Source organism: Psychromonas arctica (assembly GCF_036697365.1).
GTDB lineage: Bacteria > Pseudomonadota > Gammaproteobacteria > Enterobacterales > Psychromonadaceae > Psychromonas > Psychromonas arctica_A.
The window spans coordinates 30,261-48,775 of the sequence record NZ_JBAHZA010000002.1; the positions used below are offsets into that span (position 1 = coordinate 30,261).

At 35.8% G+C, this 18,515-nt stretch carries 16 protein-coding genes; 9 read left to right on the forward strand and 7 right to left on the reverse strand.

Annotated elements, in window-relative coordinates; all coding sequences use genetic code 11:
* Positions 1-67: 67 nt before the first annotated feature.
* The gene (locus V5290_RS02205) at positions 68-2,152 is read right to left on the reverse strand and encodes a diguanylate cyclase (protein WP_333381337.1); all 2,085 of its coding nucleotides are present in this window, start codon (positions 2,150-2,152) and stop codon (positions 68-70) included.
* 418 nt (positions 2,153-2,570) lie between these two features.
* Between V5290_RS02205 and V5290_RS02210 the strand changes: the two genes are divergently transcribed.
* On the forward strand, positions 2,571-3,221 hold the full coding sequence (locus tag V5290_RS02210; RefSeq protein ID WP_333381340.1) for a hypothetical protein: 651 nt from the start codon (positions 2,571-2,573) through the stop codon (positions 3,219-3,221).
* Entirely contained in the window at positions 3,214-3,972 is a 759-nt protein-coding gene (locus V5290_RS02215; protein ID WP_333381343.1) for a DUF3307 domain-containing protein, read from the forward strand. Before V5290_RS02210 ends, V5290_RS02215 begins: the two co-directional genes overlap by 8 nt.
* A gap of 134 nt (positions 3,973-4,106) precedes the next feature.
* Here the strand turns inward: V5290_RS02215 and V5290_RS02220 are convergent, their stop codons facing one another.
* Together V5290_RS02220 and V5290_RS02225 are read right to left on the reverse strand one after the other, a co-directional pair.
* A complete protein-coding gene (locus V5290_RS02220) occupies positions 4,107-5,489 on the reverse strand; it encodes an NAD-dependent succinate-semialdehyde dehydrogenase (protein ID WP_333381345.1) in 1,383 nt (460 codons plus the stop codon).
* A 267-nt stretch (positions 5,490-5,756) separates the two neighbouring features.
* Positions 5,757-6,551, reverse strand: a complete 795-nt coding sequence (locus V5290_RS02225; RefSeq protein ID WP_333381346.1) for a helix-turn-helix transcriptional regulator — start codon at positions 6,549-6,551, stop codon at positions 5,757-5,759.
* Between the two features lie 308 nt (positions 6,552-6,859).
* On the opposite strand from V5290_RS02225, the gene V5290_RS02230 reads away from it, so the two are divergent.
* Positions 6,860-8,194, forward strand: coding sequence for an APC family permease (locus tag V5290_RS02230; RefSeq protein WP_333381349.1), 1,335 nt, complete (start codon positions 6,860-6,862; stop codon positions 8,192-8,194).
* A gap of 2 nt (positions 8,195-8,196) precedes the next feature.
* A complete protein-coding gene (locus V5290_RS02235) occupies positions 8,197-9,075 on the forward strand; it encodes a carbon-nitrogen hydrolase family protein (protein ID WP_333381351.1) in 879 nt (292 codons plus the stop codon).
* Between the two features lie 121 nt (positions 9,076-9,196).
* On the opposite strand, the gene soxR is transcribed toward V5290_RS02235, so the two are convergent.
* Entirely contained in the window at positions 9,197-9,661 is a 465-nt protein-coding gene (gene soxR / locus V5290_RS02240; protein ID WP_333381354.1) for a redox-sensitive transcriptional activator SoxR, read from the reverse strand.
* A gap of 176 nt (positions 9,662-9,837) precedes the next feature.
* Here soxR and V5290_RS02245 point away from each other — a divergent pair, with 176 nt between their 5' ends.
* Positions 9,838-10,254 (forward strand): VOC family protein, encoded by a 417-nt coding sequence (locus V5290_RS02245; protein ID WP_333381357.1) that lies wholly within the window; start codon positions 9,838-9,840, stop codon positions 10,252-10,254.
* A 228-nt stretch (positions 10,255-10,482) separates the two neighbouring features.
* On the opposite strand, the gene V5290_RS02250 is transcribed toward V5290_RS02245, so the two are convergent.
* On the reverse strand, positions 10,483-10,734 hold the full coding sequence (locus V5290_RS02250) for a hypothetical protein (RefSeq protein ID WP_333381360.1): 252 nt from the start codon (positions 10,732-10,734) through the stop codon (positions 10,483-10,485).
* A 595-nt stretch (positions 10,735-11,329) separates the two neighbouring features.
* Here V5290_RS02250 and V5290_RS02255 point away from each other — a divergent pair.
* The 3 genes from V5290_RS02255 to V5290_RS02265 all read left to right on the forward strand — a co-directional run bounded on the left by V5290_RS02255 (position 11,330) and on the right by V5290_RS02265 (position 15,485).
* Complete coding sequence (locus tag V5290_RS02255) at positions 11,330-12,355, forward strand: TAXI family TRAP transporter solute-binding subunit (RefSeq protein WP_333381363.1); 1,026 nt, start codon at positions 11,330-11,332, stop codon at positions 12,353-12,355.
* Positions 12,356-12,404: 49 nt separating this feature from the next.
* Positions 12,405-14,354 (forward strand): TRAP transporter fused permease subunit, encoded by a 1,950-nt coding sequence (locus V5290_RS02260; RefSeq protein ID WP_333381366.1) that lies wholly within the window; start codon positions 12,405-12,407, stop codon positions 14,352-14,354.
* A 75-nt stretch (positions 14,355-14,429) separates the two neighbouring features.
* Complete coding sequence (locus tag V5290_RS02265) at positions 14,430-15,485, forward strand: carbon-nitrogen hydrolase family protein (protein WP_333381369.1); 1,056 nt, start codon at positions 14,430-14,432, stop codon at positions 15,483-15,485.
* 14 nt (positions 15,486-15,499) lie between these two features.
* Here the strand turns inward: V5290_RS02265 and V5290_RS02270 are convergent, their stop codons facing one another.
* The gene (locus V5290_RS02270; protein ID WP_333381372.1) at positions 15,500-16,402 is read right to left on the reverse strand and encodes a LysR family transcriptional regulator; all 903 of its coding nucleotides are present in this window, start codon (positions 16,400-16,402) and stop codon (positions 15,500-15,502) included.
* Between the two features lie 319 nt (positions 16,403-16,721).
* On the opposite strand from V5290_RS02270, the gene V5290_RS02275 reads away from it, so the two are divergent.
* Positions 16,722-17,471, forward strand: a complete 750-nt coding sequence (locus V5290_RS02275; RefSeq protein ID WP_333381374.1) for a sulfite exporter TauE/SafE family protein — start codon at positions 16,722-16,724, stop codon at positions 17,469-17,471.
* Between the two features lie 105 nt (positions 17,472-17,576).
* Here the strand turns inward: V5290_RS02275 and V5290_RS02280 are convergent, their stop codons facing one another.
* Entirely contained in the window at positions 17,577-18,500 is a 924-nt protein-coding gene (locus V5290_RS02280; RefSeq protein ID WP_333381377.1) for a biotin-dependent carboxyltransferase family protein, read from the reverse strand.
* Between the last annotated feature and the right edge of the window lie 15 nt (positions 18,501-18,515).

Below are 18,515 nucleotides of genomic sequence, written 5' to 3' on the forward strand. Positions count from 1 at the left end.
TGGAAAGTGTTGTTTGTGTGTTTAAAATCGAACTTAACATTACTAGACATTAATCCCTTTTATATCGTTAGGTGTTGTCATTATTGGTTGTTTTTTGTGGGTGTATACTTTGTGGATTCCATATTGACACTTGATTCCTACCTTGATATTTAGATTGATATAAAGCCATATCCGCACGTTCAATTAATGTTAAGTTACATTCGACTTTATTATCTAGCGAGGAAACACCAAAGCTACAGGTTACTTTGATTGATTCACAGACACTTTTTTCAATTTCGTCGCGCATTTTTTCTGCTATTTCTTCAGCTTCTTTCTCATTTGAATTAGGTAATAAAATGCAGAACTCTTCACCACCAAATCGCGCGACCGTGTCATGTTCATCAGTACTTTGTTGTAATATTTTAGCAACGTTTTGCAATACTTTGTCACCTGTCGCATGTCCGTAAGTATCATTAATTGCTTTGAATGAATCTATATCAGCTAGCACCACTGAGTAGAGTTTTAATTTTGCTTGTTCTTCCTGCATTTTATTAAAGCGTAAGTACAATATTCGTCTATTAAAACAATTGGTTAATGGGTCTCTTGAAGCTAAATAATCGAGCCTTTTATTTTTTGCACGGGTATTTTTATACTGGTATAGAATATAGATTGCTAACATTGAAAATACGGTTAGCAGAGTGATCAGTAGCCAATTAGCAAAGCGATTTTTTTTAATTTCTAGTTCTGAAATCTGTTGTAACTGCTTCATTATTGACAATTCATTTTGTTGCTGTGTTAGTTTCAATGAGTTTAACTCTGCATTCTTACGTAAATCTTTAAGCTCCATCTCTAATTTATAAGAGGCCAAAATAACTTGGTTTCTAGTAAAATCTAAATTTTCATGCTCTTGTTGAATGAGGTGTGATAATTGGTATTTTTGTTCTGAGTATTCAAGGGATTTATCTAAGTTTCCTTTTTGCTTTTCAATTTCTTTTAACCAATGGAGCGTTTTCATTTTCTCATCTTTAGCATCGATTGTTGAAGAGAGCGTTAATGCTTTTTGAAATAGTGTTATGGCAAGGTCAATATCTTTATTTAGCATGAGCTCACCTAAATAATTAAGTGACTGTATTTGCAGGTCAATTTGTTTAAACTCAGTCGCTAATGCTAATGAATTTTCAAAATAATCTGCCGCGATAGTCGGTTGACCTTGCTCTAAATAATTACGTCCTAATAACAAATCTATCCGCGTTGTTTTTGATATTTTATTCGCGATTTCATAAATAGTTTTTGCTGTCTTTAATTTACTAGTAGATTCTTTAAAATTATTTTGGTGGTAATTAATTACACCTATTTCACGAAATGCAGCCGCACGTGTTTCAGGCTTCACGTTTTCGGTCGGTAACTCTATTGTTTGTGTGTAAAATGACTTTGCATTATTAAGCTGATGTAAATTGGTATAAATTAATCCAATTTGGTTATCAACTTCGGCTAAATGTTGTACATCATTCTCTTGCTCGTAAATTATTTTAGCTTGTTGGATATAATCTAGTGATTTTTCATAATGGCCTATATTGCGGTAAATGATACCTATTGTAAGTAATGTCTGTGCTTGACGTGACGGCCACTTACCAGATGAAAGAATAGTTAAGCTTCTTTGTGCATGATCAAGGGCGCTAATAAAGTTTTTCTGTTTGTTTTCTGCCATAGCAATATTTTTCAATGCCATTGCAATAAAGAACTCATCCTTTCTCTGTTGTTGTATAGTTAGCGATTTTTGATAATTATCAATAGACTTTGGTATATCTCTCAAGTGTTTATAACACTGGGCAATTTCATGATATAGAGCGGCTAATAGTTTTTTTGATTGATCATCATCTTCTGTAATAAGTGAAATGGCTTTTTCGAACTGGATAATAGCTTTATTATATCTCTTTTGTTTATAGCTGAGCTTTCCCGCCATTGTATAGATATCGATCTTTATCTCTGGCTTCTTTAACTGTCTTATTTCCCCGAATAGCACACTCACTATTATCTGTGCTTTATCGTATTTTTTTTGTTTTAGTAAGGTATTAACTTCATTTAATTGAGCGTTGATATCTATACTAGAAGCTATTGTTGATTTTGATGATAGAGGGCCTGAATTACTTTCTGCCATTATATTAATTGGCATAAGAGTCAACACAACAGTGACAACTATTTTTCGTAGACGTATTGAAATAAAGCTTATATTTGAATATCTGAAACGCATAAAGCAAGCCTAATAATTTAATAGTTAATAATAAGAGTCATGTTAGTAGACAAATAATTTAATAGTGGGTAAAAAACAATCTCATCTATATTGTAATACACAATTACTCACATATAGGTATTAAGTTTTGATTTCTTATAAATGAACGCATGTTTCTAGTAAATAAAGATATTAAATGACACTTATTATGCGAATCTAGGATTGATACATTTCACCTAGTTAACTTTTAACACAGTGCTTATAAACCATTATCTTTCTTTTTAGCCTTAAATGGCTAAATTTGCATTTTTAGCCTAATGGGGCTAAATTATGAGATTGTTGTTAGAAGGGGAGAGGTATTATGGGATCTATTAATACACCTATTGCTGTCATCAGTGGCGATATCGTTAATTCAACTAAGCTAACAAAGATGGAGTATGAGCGGTTACTTGTAAATCTAAAAGATATCCAAACATGGATAACCGAAGAAAATAGTAAAAATGCGCATAGTATTGTGCGAGGTGATGAGTTTCAATCTGTAATCCATGATATTCAGCATGCACTGAGATATACAATTATTTATCGACTTAGTATTAAATCACTTGGCAAAGCATTTGATAGTCGTATTAGCTTTGCAATTGCTGCTAATGCGGATTTAAGAGAACTATTGCCTGAGTCGATGGGCGAAGCATTTGTACTTTCAGGTAGAGGTTTAAAAGAAATAAAAAATGATAGGTTATTGTTTACTTGTGAGTACCCAACATTAACTGAACAATTTGAATTACTGTTTAAATATCTTGATAAGCAAATAACAGAGTTAACCGCTCGTCAATGTGAGGTATTGTTGCCAATGATTAAAAGTAAAAAAGAACTAACGATTAGTGAGTTAGCACAGGAACTAGATATAGCGACAGCTACAACAAGTAAATCACTTAAGGCATCAGGTTGGTCGTTAATAAAAGCACTTAACACTAAGTTTGTTAAGCAAGTCATGGAGTTCAAATATGATTGATTTTTTTAAAATCTTGTTGACCTTGATGCTGGTGCACATTATCTGCGAATTCTATATTCAACCTAAATCTTGGGAAAGTGCGAAGAGAGCCAAACGCTTCGCTGCGCCTGAGCTTTACCTTAATTCAATATTACATGGTATCGCAATATTATTACCTGCTTGGTTATTAGCTTTTAATTTAACAACGACGGTTTATTTAGCTGTTATTGTCACCGTTACTCATTTCATCTTAGACCTATGTAAGGTAACCGCTGAGAAAGCATGCAGGTTATCCCATTTTGTCATTCAACAATTTACGTATGCGTTATTGTTAATGGTGTTTGCTTTTTATATGTCAAAGGGCGTAACCATTGAAAGCGTATTAAAGCATGAAAAATTTTTTGAAGCTTTGATGGTTATTTTTGCTTACTTATTAGTCCTTAAACCAACATCAATTGTCATTGGTAATGTGTTAAGAACATACTCAATATCAAGCAGTACTGATAAAACGAGTACTCATGGATTAGAAGCTGGTGGTGAACTGATCGGTTATCTAGAACGTGTGTTAATACTCACCTTTACTCTAGTTGGAAGTTACGCTGCGATAGGGTTTGTATTGGCAGCTAAGTCAATATTTAGATTTGGGGAGTTAAGTAAATCTGGAGATAGAAGTATGACCGAGTATGTTTTAATTGGCTCTTTGTTATCTATGGTAATCACTATAGTGATTGGTACGTTAATTTCTCTGATCTTGGGAATAAAAATTAAGTAAAGATAGGTGTATTACTTTGAGGATGTCTTAAGGAATGCGTAACAAGCTATATTAATAAATAGCCTGTTACGCTGTTAAATATACTGAAAATTTAGCATCTAATCAGTAATAAATAGAAATTGAAATCTATTAATTTAACTATTTTTAGCGACCATTACGGACTTGATATTAACGAACTCTTTTATTCCAAACCCACCATGCTCACGACCATAACCACTGCTTTTTACACCGCCGAAGGGGAGGTTTGGTTGTGATAGAGCGATACCATTGATATTTACCATACCCGTATCAAAGTGTTTAATAGCAAGTTCTGTCGCTTTATCCTCGTCTTTAGAGAAAATACCACCGCCTAAACCATAGCGTGAATCATTTGCGATACGCATTGCATCTTCATTATCTTTAGCCTTGATAAGCGAAGCTACTGGACCAAACAATTCATCATCGTACGCTGGCATACCTGGCGTAACATTCTCTAAAATAGAAGCAGGATAAAAATAGCCTTTACCTTCCGGTATTTCACAACCACAAACCACAGAGGCCCCATTTTCAATAGACTCTGTAACCTGTTGATGTAGTTTTTCTCTTAAATCTTTCCTAGCCATTGGACCGATATCAGTGTCCTCTGCTTCAGGATCACCCGTTTTGAGTTGCGACATTGCTTTTGTAAAACCGTCTTTAAATTTATCGTAATTTGATTCAGTCACTATAAATCGTTTCGCTGAAACACAGGTTTGGCCATTGTTAACGACACGACCTAAAACACAAGTTTCAATGGCAAGTTGGATATCTGCATCATCTAAAACAATATATGCATCATTACTGCCTAATTCTAAAACTGTTTTTTTACTTCTTTTTGCTGCTTCTTCAGCTACTTTTTTACCGACTTTATCGCTACCAGTAAAAGTCACACCTTTGATAGCTTGATGACTAATTAATGCACTGGCTGTTTTACCATCTATTAATAATGACTGATAAGCATTTTTCGGAAAGCCTGCTTCTTCATAAAGTGACTGGATTTTTTCTGCCATACCAAACACATTTGAAGCATGTTTCATTACAGTTGTATTACCAGCAATTAAATTCGTTATGCTATATCTAATCACTTGATAGAGTGGGAAATTCCAAGGTTGGATACCTAAAATTACACCAATTGGTTGATAACTTATAATTGCTTTCCCACCTTCATATTCGCGAGTTTCATTTGCTAATGCTTGTTCAGCAATGTTGACTGTATACTTACAAATATTCGCACAAAGTGTTACTTCACTTTCACCTTGTGATTTTACCTTACCCATTTCACTGACCATCAATTGTACTAATTCATCACGATTTTTTTCGATGACTTCAGCTAATGCATTAGCAAGCTTAATACGCTGTTTAACAGGTACAAGTTTCCATTCTGCAAAGCAATCATTTGACTTATTTACTGCATTCTCAGCACCTTGAAGATCCATCAAGTTGTACTCGTTTAATGTTTGTTCAGTAAAAGGATTGATCGTTTGTATTGAATTACTCATTTAACAGTTACCTCTTTATTGCATAAGTATCTCTTACTCAGCAAAGCTAATGCCAACATTGTTAAATAATCTTAAAGTTTTATTTATCAATGGCTTATATTTTTTTTATTGTTTTAGATGTAAATGTTAATGAAGGAAGGGTGAAAAAAATTCATTGTAAATTGTTCATTTTACAATGTCGTATTCATTCTTATACTTAGTTAACGGTAGGGAGGATTAAATATTTAAACTTGGAAATAGATTTCACGTTAATTGGATTAGTTTAATCTACAACATTGAAAAAATAGGCATTAATAGAGCAAAAAGTTCTGCTTGTGAGCTGATGTTACATTTTGAATACAGTTGTTTGCGGAAGACCTTTACTGTTTCTTTACTAATATTGAGATTGAGAGATATTGACAAAGAGGAGTGTCCTTGAAGTATATAAAGGGCAACCTCAGCTTGACGTGGGCTAAGTGATATCTCGTGTTGATCTTTTAATTTCGTTCTTAGTCGATGCTTGATTGGCGGCAGAACAATGTCTTTTCCTTCTTTGGGTTGGTAATGCTGCCAATGCTGCTGACATAACGCAGAGAGTATATTCTCATAAGATTTTATTTTTTTTAATTCAGTTTTACCGAATTTCAAGCCACTTGTTTTATCCCTACCAAAACAGGCTGTTAATGTTGTGTCATGATTAATTCTAGCGAATAAACTAAATTCATCTACTAATGTTGTTGCTCGATAATATTCATTAAAATAACTGGTTTGCTTAAATTGATCTGGTGCTAAGTCAAAAATGCAGTGTATGCCTTTTTGAATGCCATTTTTAATTGCATGATAAAAAGGATCGAGTAAGTAAGCCGCTGTTAAGTAATGACTTTGCATATTTTCATATACAGTAGGGGCATCATATTCTCGATATAATTCTTCCGGATTAAAGTCTTTGTGGTAGACGATGATAATTAAGTTATCGAAGCCAATTATTTTTTTTACAAAATGTCCTAACGCTTCTGGAAAATTAGCATTACCAAGTGATCTAACGACCTCACTTAACGCTTTATCTTGTTCTTGATTAGGCATTAAAACTATTCCTATCTGTATAAAAAGTCTTCACAACGCATTTTTTGAAAGTATACCACGCTGGGGTTATATACCCCCTTTAACAGTGAAATTACTATAAAACTTCATTATTCGGGTTATTTTATTAGTTATATCCTATTAAGTTTTGAATAACTATAGGTACAGAAAAATAAGCTTTAAAGTACATTGATCGTTGCCTTTAGAAAAGTGCTATCAATGTGTGAAAAGCTATATTGACTGATAACTAGAAAATTCTCGTTGTGTAATTTTATTGAAATACTTTAATTTAAAATATATGGAGATATAAAATGACAAGTTTAAAATTAACGAGGACTTTAACGTTATGGCCTCTCATTATTATGGGCCTTGCTTACATGACACCATTAATCGTGTTAGGTACCTTTGGCATAATAGCAGAAGCAAGCAATGGTACTGTACCAATGGCGTTTTTAATAACTACTTTTGCAATGCTATTTACTGCAAATAGTTACGGCATTATGGCTCGTAAATACCCGATAGCAGGTTCGGCATATACTTTTGCTACTAAGGCTATTGATAGCAGAGTTGGTTTCATGGTGGGGTGGACAATTCTATTAGACTACTTCTTCTTACCTATGGTTATTTGGCTGATTGGGGCAGCTTATTTGGGCGCTCAATTCCCTGAAACTCCTCAATGGGTATTTCTCATTGGTTTTGTTATTGTAACAACCGTTATTAACTATATCGGTGTTAAAACAGCTGCCAAATTAAATTCTGTATTAATGATATTTCAATTAACTGCCATGGTTATATTTGTTGTTTTATCGTTAGGCGAAGTATACGGGAATGGTGGTATTAGCAGCTTATTTAGTACAGCGCCGTTCTTTAATGAGTTTAGTACTTTATCTATTGTTTTAGCAGGTTCAAGTATTGCAGCTTATGCTTTCCTAGGTTTCGATGCGATTACCACTTTTACAGAAGAAACAATTGAACCAGAAAAAACAGTACCCAAAGCAATTATGCTTTGTACACTTTTTGCTGGTGTTATCTATGTGGCCGTTGGTTATACGACACAGTTAGTACACCCTGGTGCTATTTTTAATGATACAGACTCAGCGGCCTTTGAAATCGCAGCCAATATTGGTGGAAACATATTTGCTTCAATATTCTTAGCTGCCATGATCACGGCCCAGTTCATGTCTGGATTATCGGCACAAGCAAGTGTATCAAGACTACTATTTGCTATGGGGCGAGATGGTGTATTATCTAAAAAAGTGTTTGGTTTTTTACATCCTAAATATTTAACACCAATCGGCGGTATTATCTTATCTGCTTTAGCTGCAAGCTTGGCTTTATTTTTTGATGTTATGCAAGCGGCTTCATTAATCAATTTCGGTGCCTTTGTTGCTTTTATATTTGTTAATATGTCTGTTATTTTTACTTATGTAAAAGATAAAAAACAAGGCATTGCAACTGGCTCCACAATACTTAACTTAGTTTTTCCGGCAATTGGTACTTTTGTTACATTTTACCTAATGACTAAATTAGACCTTAATGCTTTAACTGTGGGGGCAATTTGGCTCGGAATAGGTGTTCTTTATTTAGTGTATTTAACAAAAGGGTTTACCAAACCAACACCTGCTCTTCATTTTGAGGAATCATAAATATGCTCCACCATTTACCAATATTATTAATGCAAGCTCCATCTCGTCTTCCAACAGTTGAAAGCTTAGATGAATTTGAAGCTGAAATTAAAGAATTGAAGTCTGACTTCGAAAAAACAAGAATGATTATCTGTCCTGAAATACATTTATGTCGAGCTGAAGGAACACGAGCTGAACGCAAAAAAATGTATTACGATGCAGCTGAACCATTAGATGGACCGAGAGGACAGCGACTTGCCAAAATAGCAAAAGAAAACGATATTTGGTTAATTCCTGGCACAGTGATTGAGAAAGGTGAAGGTGATGATATTTATTGTACGGCTGTTGTTTACTCACCGGAAGGGGAGTTAGTTACTAGCTATCGTAAATGTTTTCCATGGCGTCCTTATGAACCTTTTACACCGGGTAAAGAGTTAAATGTGTTCGATATTCCTGGTTTTGGTCGAGTCGGTATTTGTGTTTGTTATGATATTTGGTTCCCTGAAGTGGTACGTCAATTGTCATGGATGGGGGCTGACTTAATTATTAATTTAGTCCAAACCTCTACTTGTGACCGCAGTAAAGAATTGATCTTGTTGCAGGCGCAAGCAATAACAAATCAAGTCTATATTGCGAGTGTCAATGCGGCAGCTCCAGCGGGTACCGGTGAAAGTATCATTATTGACCCAGAAGGTAATATTAGGGCTAAATCACCCGGTGTTTCTGACTTTATTTTAACGGATGTTATTAATAGTGATGAAGTTAAAAAAGTAAGAGAGTATGGAGTGTGTGGTCTAAATAGGACTTGGGCTCAATTCTTGCCCGATGATGCACCTTTAAAACTACCTATCTATGAAAATGGTGAAATAAATCCTTCAACGTGGGAAGCGAAAAAACGTTAAAATAAGTGCTGTAAATGATTTTGTTATCTTTTACAGCACAATCATTTATGTTGTATCTTTTCATTATCAACGGTAAGTAGTGAGTTAACTAAATTTTTAAAGTTTAGCTTTTTATCGTCGTTTAATCCTTATTTGAGCCTTCAATTAAAACTGCTCCGCTACCTTTACTAGCTAGTTTATCATTCTCATTGTAAAGCGGGCAAGCTTGCATTGATAAACAACCGCAGCCAATACAACCTGATAAATAGTCACGTAGTTTTTCCATTTTATGAATACGTTGGTCTAAACTTTCTTTCCAATGCATTGATAATCGTTGCCAGTCTTCTTGGCTGGGTGACGTTTTACCATTTAATGTATCCAGCTGTTCCTTAATTTCTGCTAAGGTAATTCCCATCTTTTGTGCTGCTTTAATTAATGATACTCGACGTAAAACTTGTTTATTATAAAGACGCTGATTTGCACTATTACGTGTACTGTTGATCAATTCTTTATTTTCGTAAAAATGCAGCGTTGATACTTTTACTCCACAGCGCTTTGCAACAGCGCCTACGGTTAATAAGTTTCCATGTCCTATTTTTTTATCCATTTTGATTCTTCTCTTTACCCATCTATTGGCGTTTTAATTTAATTCTCTGTGTAAAATCTATGGTGATATATGTTCAGGGTGTTTCTCATTACATAAAGTTATAGCAATTAACGCTTGACCTCAAGTTAGGTTGAGCACTTATAGTCATGCTTCATTTAATATTTATGGAGAAAATAATGTATTTAGAGCATTTGAATTTGACGGTTAAAAACTTTGAAACAACATTGGCATTTTATCAGGCTGCATTTCCTAACTGGAAAATTAGAGGGCAAGGAGAACAAACTTGGTATGGAAAGCAGCGAAAATGGCTACACTTTGGTGATAACCATCAATATCTTACTTTTTGCGATGATGGCGAAGGAAGCAATCGAGATTTAAGTGGTCATCAAGTCGGGCTGGCACATTTTGCGTTTGTTGTCGTTAATTTGAAAGCGGTACAAGGGCGCTTATTAGATGCAGGTTATAAACAAGCTAAAGATGGGGCAGAGGATCCTCATCGTTCAAATCTATACTATTTAGATCCAAATGGATTTGAGGTTGAATTTGTTGAGTACCATAGTGATCTAATTGAAGAAAGAAACGCTTACAATTAACACGTATCAAGGAGAAGTTGGTGTACAAACACTCATTTCAATACTGAAGAAGTCATGCGTTCGAAATTAATTTGGCATCCTTTATTAGCCATGTACCAATTTTGAACGCAGTACTACAAACAGCATGCTGATTTATTAAAAATACCGAGTAAAATGTCAGGTACACTAAGACCTTTTCGTATATCTACGGGTTAGTTGCAATAACTGGCTTTGCTTTTTATTTCCCCATTATTCCATTTCGTTAATAGATAGCTCAATTTGTTCAACATAGTTTTTCGTTGATAATAGTGGCAAAGGTCGACCTAATCCAAAATAAGCATTCACATGTTTAACTGCTGGTACTTTTCCACTTTCTTTCAAAACAGCGGCAGTCGTTGCTTTTAATTCCTCTAAGTTAATGCCGTGCTCTCGTGCAAAAGTTTCTACCGGCTTATATGTTGTTTTTGTAGAAAGAATATTCGCGAAGTCACTGTATCCCATTTTAAAGTCCTTATGTGTCATTTGTTGTTGTCATTTATTGTAATAATTTTAGCTATAAAACATAAGAGTTAAACGTGAAATGATTGATTGATTTAATTAATGAATGACTTTTATAAATTTTATAATGACTCATTAGTTACGTTGAATTCAATGTTTTTATATTTCGCACATTGAACTAGCAAATTAGAGGGACTGGAGTTGTTAAACCTCAAAATGATTAATGCTATGACGTTAATACTTATAAAAAATAGCAAAGGTTGGAGCGAAATAAGTTAATTAATGCCATCGAATTATTGCTTTTTAAAAAAATGATTTTTCATATAGGTTTTTATATGTTTTGAAAAAATCATTGGTTTGCGTCTATTTTCGAGTAATTTCATCATAAAAACGCATCATAATATTGCAAAAATAAAAGATATCGCACTTAACTAGTGCGCTATTTCATTCATAGTTTTTTCCTTGTTAGTTGTAATGAATAACATGCTATACACTTGGAAGCGTTGCTCTTAGACTAATTTTAACTTTTGTTTAGTCGTTAACTATTTTTATTAAAAATCGACTAGGGAATGTCTTTATAACGTCAAGGAGCAACACTATGAAAAAGTTTATAAAAAACACTTTAGCTTTAAGCATCTCTGCAATATGTTTACTTTCAACCTCATTTTCTGCTGCGGCAGACCCTAAAAAAGTCGATATATTAATATCTCCTTCTGGCTCAGGTCCTTATTTAGCTTGGGCAACCATGCAAAACTATGCAAGTGATTACACTGATAAAATAGCCCCAGTTGCTGTTGAAACGCCTGGGTTTACTTACAATGTACGTTATTTAGCCTCTTCACCACACCTTTGGGAAAATACGATTATAGGGTCGGGTGAAGTGGTTGAGTGGGCTGCAAAAGAAGGGATTGCTCCTTTCTTTCCTAAACCGATGGAGGCAGTGAAAGATTTTCGCGCATTGGGTGTGATGAGTCGTACGAGTAATATGTTTGTTACGCTCGATCCGTCAATTAAAAGCAAAGATGATTTCGTTGGTAAACGCGTTGCTGTGGGGTTATTAACTCAAAATGAGTGGGGCATGCACCAACGTATGATGCTTGACGGTTGGGGAATGACAAAAAAACTTAAATCCTTTGATGCCTTAGGCCCAGCGCAAAATATTAATGCTCTTTTAGATAATAAAGCTGATATCGGTACTTTAGCTACTCACAGTAATCACGACTTTAGCTTCACGTTACAAGCCGGCGCATTTAAAACACTGGAAAGCTCAGGTCGAGACTATGCCTTTATCGATATTGATAAAGCGGATATCCAATCATACATCGATAAAACTGGTGCTCCTTTCAGTATCCAAGTTTTACCAGCTAACACAGTCGCTCACCAACCTGAACCTGTTACAAGCTTTGGTAATTACACGTTATTAACTGTGCATAAATCGTTTCCTGAAGAAGATGCTTATGAAATGACTAAGCTATGGTTAAAGTCTGGTATTGAACTTGGTAAATACAGTGCCATAGCAAAAATTTGGGATAAAGAAACGATTTCAACTGTTGCCAAAATTGGTAAAGAGAATATCCATCCTGGCGCACTTCGAGCTTATAAAGAATTCGGTCTTATTGATTAAGTAAAGCTTAATGTTTTAAAGCTATTTTCAATAAAACAAAGGATTAAATATGTTAGAAAGTAAGTCAAAAATGATATCACTTAGTCACTGGTTGTTATGGTTAGTAGGGGGAAGTCTCTTTGCTTACCATATGTTAACCCTTTGGGTGAGTGTTCACGGGTCAATGAAGCATTATACCATGCACCTGACAGCTGTTTTGGTTTTAGGAGCTTTATTGATAATAGGTAATCGTTCTTCTGGTAAATCATCTTTGTCACGAAGTATCGATGTTCTCACCTCTATCGTAAGTTTAGTGCTAGCAATAGGTGCAGGTGTTTACCTGTACACAAACTCTGAAATCTTAGAGGTCACTCAGCCTTTTGTTGAATCAGAAGCTTTGATTGCAGGTGCATGCTTTATCACTGCTGTTATTTTGGTTACATGGAGAATGTGGGGAGCGACCATCGCGGTTATCTGCTTATTGGGCGCTGCATACATGACTTTTGGGCATTTATTACCAGAGCCTTTAACGTCACGTCATCAACCATTGAATGTAGCAATTAGTTTTCTGGGAGGTATTGGTGGACCTCGTGGTGTGTTGAGCTATATGCCATTGTCTGCAGATATGATCTTTTTATTATTAGTTTACGGCGGTTTACTGCATGGCACGCGTGTCATCGATACGTTTGGTGAATTGGGCCAAGCAATTGGTCTGCTGGTGAAAGGAGGTGTTGCTTATTCAGCAGTAGTTGCCAGTACATTGATTGGTATGGTGACAGGTCAGGCTATCAGTAATATTGCACTGTCTGGCGTAATGACCATCCCTACAATGAAAAAGAATGGATTTACTGCAGATGAAGCAGGAGCAATTGAAGTTATTTCATCAACGGGTAGTCAGTTGTTACCACCGATTATGGGCTTAGGAGCCTTTTTAATGGCTGTAATACTTGGCGTTTCATACATTGAAGTTGTAATTGCAGGCTTTATTCCCGGTTTACTTTACATGTGTGCCGTTGGTATTGCGCTTTACTGTTTAATAGGTCGTCAATCTCGTCAAATTTTGAAGCAATGTAAAATAGATTGGCAAAAAATAAAATGGACTTTGCCTTCATTTATCTTGTCGTTCGCGGTATTGATTGTATTACTGATGCTGCGTTATTCACCCGCAATGGCTGGTTTTTGGGGAGGCTTATTGGTTGTTTTACTCTCTTTTGTCCGTCCCGCTCAATATCGCCCTAATTTAAAAGAGTTATTAAAAGGCTGTCAGACAGGTCTTGAGACAGCAGTGCAATTAACCGTTGTATTAGCAGCAATTGGCTTAGTCGTTCAAACCTTAACAACAACCGGATTAGGTGTATCAGCTGGTCATCTTATTTCAGTGTTTACTGATGGAAATATGATCATGGCGTTGATTGTAGGCATGTTGGTTTCATTAATTATTGGAATGGGCTTACCAACTCCAGCTGCCTATGCATTAATTGCCATCGTGGTAGTACCGGGGCTGATTGATGCTGGCTTGTCACCTATGGCTGCAAATATGTATGGTTTTTACTTTGCGATCTTTTCTGCGCTAACTCCGCCTGTTGCAGTTGGTATTTTAGTTGCGGTTAGGATCTCTGGGGGAAGCTTTATGCGAAGTGCTATTGAAGCCGCTAAATTGGGGAGCTGTGCATTACTAGTACCTTTTGTATTTGTATCAATTCCAAGCATTTTAGATCCTGCCAATATTACTGCAGAAGCTGTACTTGGATTAATTGTATATCTATGTGCCGCTATATTAACGTCAGGTGTTATTTATGGAGCTATTGGCAGTAAATTAAGTACTCGTGAGAGGTTATTCTACGTAGTAACCGGACCTATATCTCTAATTACTTACTTAACAACACACAATGTTTTAATTGGCTTATTACCTATCGCGACAATCGTTATCAAGGTGATATTTACTTATCGTAATCGCAAAAGTAACCAGCAAGATGCTTTAAACAGTGTCAGCGATAACACTCCGAGTACGCAAATGTGATCCATTCTCAGGAATGAAATATTAAATAAAGATATTTATTCGTAAGTATCAATGATAAATAGATGGAAGATTATTATGTCAAATACTAAAAAAAACAAAATGGTTCGCGTTGCTGCTGCACATGTTTCTTCAGCATTTTTTGATCCTGCTGCAGGTGTTGAAAAAGCGATTAAGTTTTTAACCGAAGCTGCTAAAGCAGGCGCTGAATTAGTTGTATTTCCAGAGAGCTTTATCCCTGGTTTTCCAATTTGGAATGCATTATCTAGCCCAATTAGTGGCCATGCTAACTTTGTAAAATTTGCTGCTGCTTCATTACGAGTTGATGGCCCCGAAATTAAAGCGATAGCGAGTGCTGCAGCAGAACAAAAAATATCAGTATCACTTGGGTTCTCGGAAGTGGCCTCATATTCAGCAGGTTGTTTATGGAACGCATCGGTATTGATTAATGCCCAGGGCATCATTGTGAATCATCATCGTAAATTAGTACCTACGTTTTATGAGAAATTAACCTGGAGTCGAGGCGATGGAGCAGGACTATCAGTTATCGACATGCCATTTGGTAAAGTAGGGGGGTTAATTTGTGGTGAAAATGGTAATCCATTATCTCGTTACACATTGATGGCACAGGGTGAAGAGATTCATTGTGCAAATTACCCTCCTATTTGGCCATTTAAAGATCCTCGTGATTCAGAACCTTATGATCTTGCAGATGCAATACGCGTTCGTGCTGCTGCGCACTGCTTTGAAGCTAAGGTATTCGCTGTTGTTTCATCTGGTTTTATAACCGATGAAAACCTAGAAATGTTGTGTGATGACGAAGAAGCCTTAGCTATTTTGAAAGCATCACCAAGGTCTGCCTCTATGATTGTAACGCCGAGTGGCACAACGCTTGGTGAAACATTAACAGACCGCGAAGGATTAGTGATAGCTGATATCGATGTTGGCAGCTTGGTTGAGCTTAAACAACATCATGATATGGCAGGATATTACAATCGCCATGACATATTTCACGTATCGGTGAATCGCTCTCGTCATAAACCATTGCATGATATGGTAAATCACAGCCCTAATAGCCAGGCACAAACAAGCAGTACATTAGAAGAAAGTTTGGAAATTATTAACAATATCTAATTTGCTAAAACCTTCTATGAAGATGCTTCAAAAAAAGCTTCGACATGTTCTGAGAATATCTCAGCAATGCGTCGAGGCTTTAATCGCGTGTAATGTATTAGTACAATATTAAGTGGGTCTACTTCATCTTTAATAGGTTTAATCGCGACGGCATTACCATTGTAAGTTATTGGAGATTTAGGAATTAGATTTAAAACTGATACTCCCAATCCGCTAGCAACAAATGTTCTTACTGCTTCAAATAATGTAGTACGATATCGGATATTCGGTGTTAGATTATACTTTGAAAACAATGAGATAAAATAATCATTAGTGTAGGGAAGATCCATTAAAACAAAAGGGCGTTCAACAAGCTGTTTTAATTCAACCTCATCTTGTTGTGCAAGTGGATCGTCTGTAGGTAATAAAGCGTATGGAGCTCTGGAAGCAATATATTTTGCTTTCATTGACTTTGGAATATTTAAATCAAAGGTTAACGCAAGTTCTACTTTACCGCTGCTCAAAGCATCAAAGATGTCCGCTTGATTTAAATCGTGAATATGTACATTAATATCTGGGTACTTTTCTTTAAAGGTTCTAATAATTTCAGATAAGTAGTGTGAGCCTAGATTCATGAAAAAGGCGATAGAGAGGTTACCGATAAGTTGTGATTTAACTTCACTAGTTGCTGCCCGAAAGGATTCAGCGTGTCTAATTAATATTCTGGCTTCTTCAAGGACTTTAATTCCTTCAGCGGTAAGTCGGATACCTTTTGAAGGGTAGCGAATGAATAGCTGGAGATCTAATGTCTCTTCTATCTCTTGGATTGCAGCAGAAATACTTGGTTGAGATATATGAAGTTTATTAGCAGCTTCGGATAGGCTTCCACACTCTGCCGCTGCTATAAAATAACGAATAGGGCGTAGCTTTATATCCATTGTTTTTTCCTGATTAATGCAATGAGTTATCTTAAATCCTATAGGAAATAGTATGAGGATTAAACTATCAACATAACAAATGAGATAAATAATAGGTTTATTAATAATGTTTTTAAACAGTAATTTGTTTAATAGCTATCAGGTTTTGTATATCGATGACATTAAATATGTTCGGTAAATTTTCTATAGGAAAAATAGTTTATTTAAGACGTAAATGGCTTGCTAGTTTACGAAATTTGTAAAAAGGAAATAGGCAGTTTTAACGAGTAAAACAGATAATTTATTTTTTGATATTAGTATTATTTAGATTGAGGATTGTATGCAAGATTTTTCTATATGGCTTCTAATAGTTTTTGTTCTAGGCAGCTATGTGCAAAGTATCACTGGGTTCGCCTTTGGTTTGATAGTGATGAGTATGGTTGGCTTATTTTCACTTGTGCCATTAGAGGTTGCTGCTTTTGTGGTGAGTGTATTGAGTATGGTCAATGCTGGAACCAGCTTATATGGAGGTACATGGAAGCAAGTTAATGCTAAGAATTTTATTATTTTCTTTCTAGCGTCGACGCCTATGATTGCAGTCGGGGTGTATTTATTAAGTTACTTTGGCAGTAATGCCTTACACTGGTTACAACTTTTATTAGGTATAAGTATTGTAATGGCTTGTTTGATGAGTTTAATCAAGCCTAAACAAGATGCTGAACCTTCAAAACCGTGGGTATATTTTGTATTCGGAAGCATTTCAGGCTTATTTGGCGGCTTATTTTCTACCTCTGGTCCACCTATTTCATATTTGATGTATCGTCAACCTATTGCCCTAAGTATCATTCGTGCAACGTTACTTAGTGTGTTTTTTGTCTCTTGTATATTGCGGATCGTGATAATGGGCGCAAGCGGACAAATAACAGAACCAATGTTATGGCTTAGTTTAGCTGGTTTGCCTTGTGTGCTAATTACCGCAGTATTAGCAAAACGCTATCCACCAAATATACCGCCGCAAATCATAAAGCGTATTGCGCTTATTTTGTTATTGTTATCTGGTGTTAGTTTATCGTTGAAAGCGATTTTGTAGAAAATCAGAATTAGGCTTTTGGTTTAAATAACTGAGTTATTTAAACCAAAAGATCATCCGGGCTTTAGACTTGGGTTTTATGTTGGTTTATGTTGGTTTAAATGGTTAAACAGTATAAAAGTAATGTTGTTCTTGTTGAAGTTCAGCTTCAGCTTCCAATAAATCTTGTAAGAAAAATTGAATTTTTGTACCTGGCGTTGCTTGAGCAAGTAAATTGAGGTCTCGATTGCACACGCAACCAATTTTAGGGTATCCACCTATTGTTTGTCTGTCTCTCATCAATATGATGGGTTGTCCGTTGGCAGGAATTTGAATAGAACCCGGTACAATCCCTTCTGAAACGAACTGCTGTTGTGGGAACTCGATAGGCGTACCGCTAAGCCGGTAACCCATTCTGTCAATTAAAGGACTAACGGTATAAACCTCATTAAACAATGTTGTTATTGCTTGCTCGCCAAATTGGTCAAACTGGTAGGTTGGTAGTACACCTATTCGAATTGTCTGGGCATAATCGGGGATAAATTGTTTCGGTACATTACGGTGATAGCCAATAAGCTTTGGTTGATAAGGTATAAGATCATTATCCTTTAGTTTATCACCTTGCTGGGTTAATCCACCAAATTGATCTCTAGCAACAGTACTAGTACTGCCTAGTGTTTTTGGGACATCGAAGCCACCAGCAATGGCTAAATAGGTACGTAAACCTGATTGCGGAAAGCTTAAGGTTAATACATCACCTGTGTTGGCTGTCCATGAATGCCAATTACTGATGGTTTGATTATTTAATTTGGCAACAACATCCGCACCACAGAGCGAGAAAGTGGTTGGTTTTTCAAACTTTGCGCTAAAAGGGCCCATGGTGATTTCAATTTGTGTTGCGTTTGGGGCGTTATCTAATAAACGGTTTGCCCAGTAAAAAGCATGGTTATCCATTGGGCCACCTACTGTAGCGCCTAAATCTTGATAGCCAAAGCGTCCTAGATCTTGTATTAAACTTAATGCACCTGCTTGTTTGATTTTTAATGTCATTGATTCATTGTTACC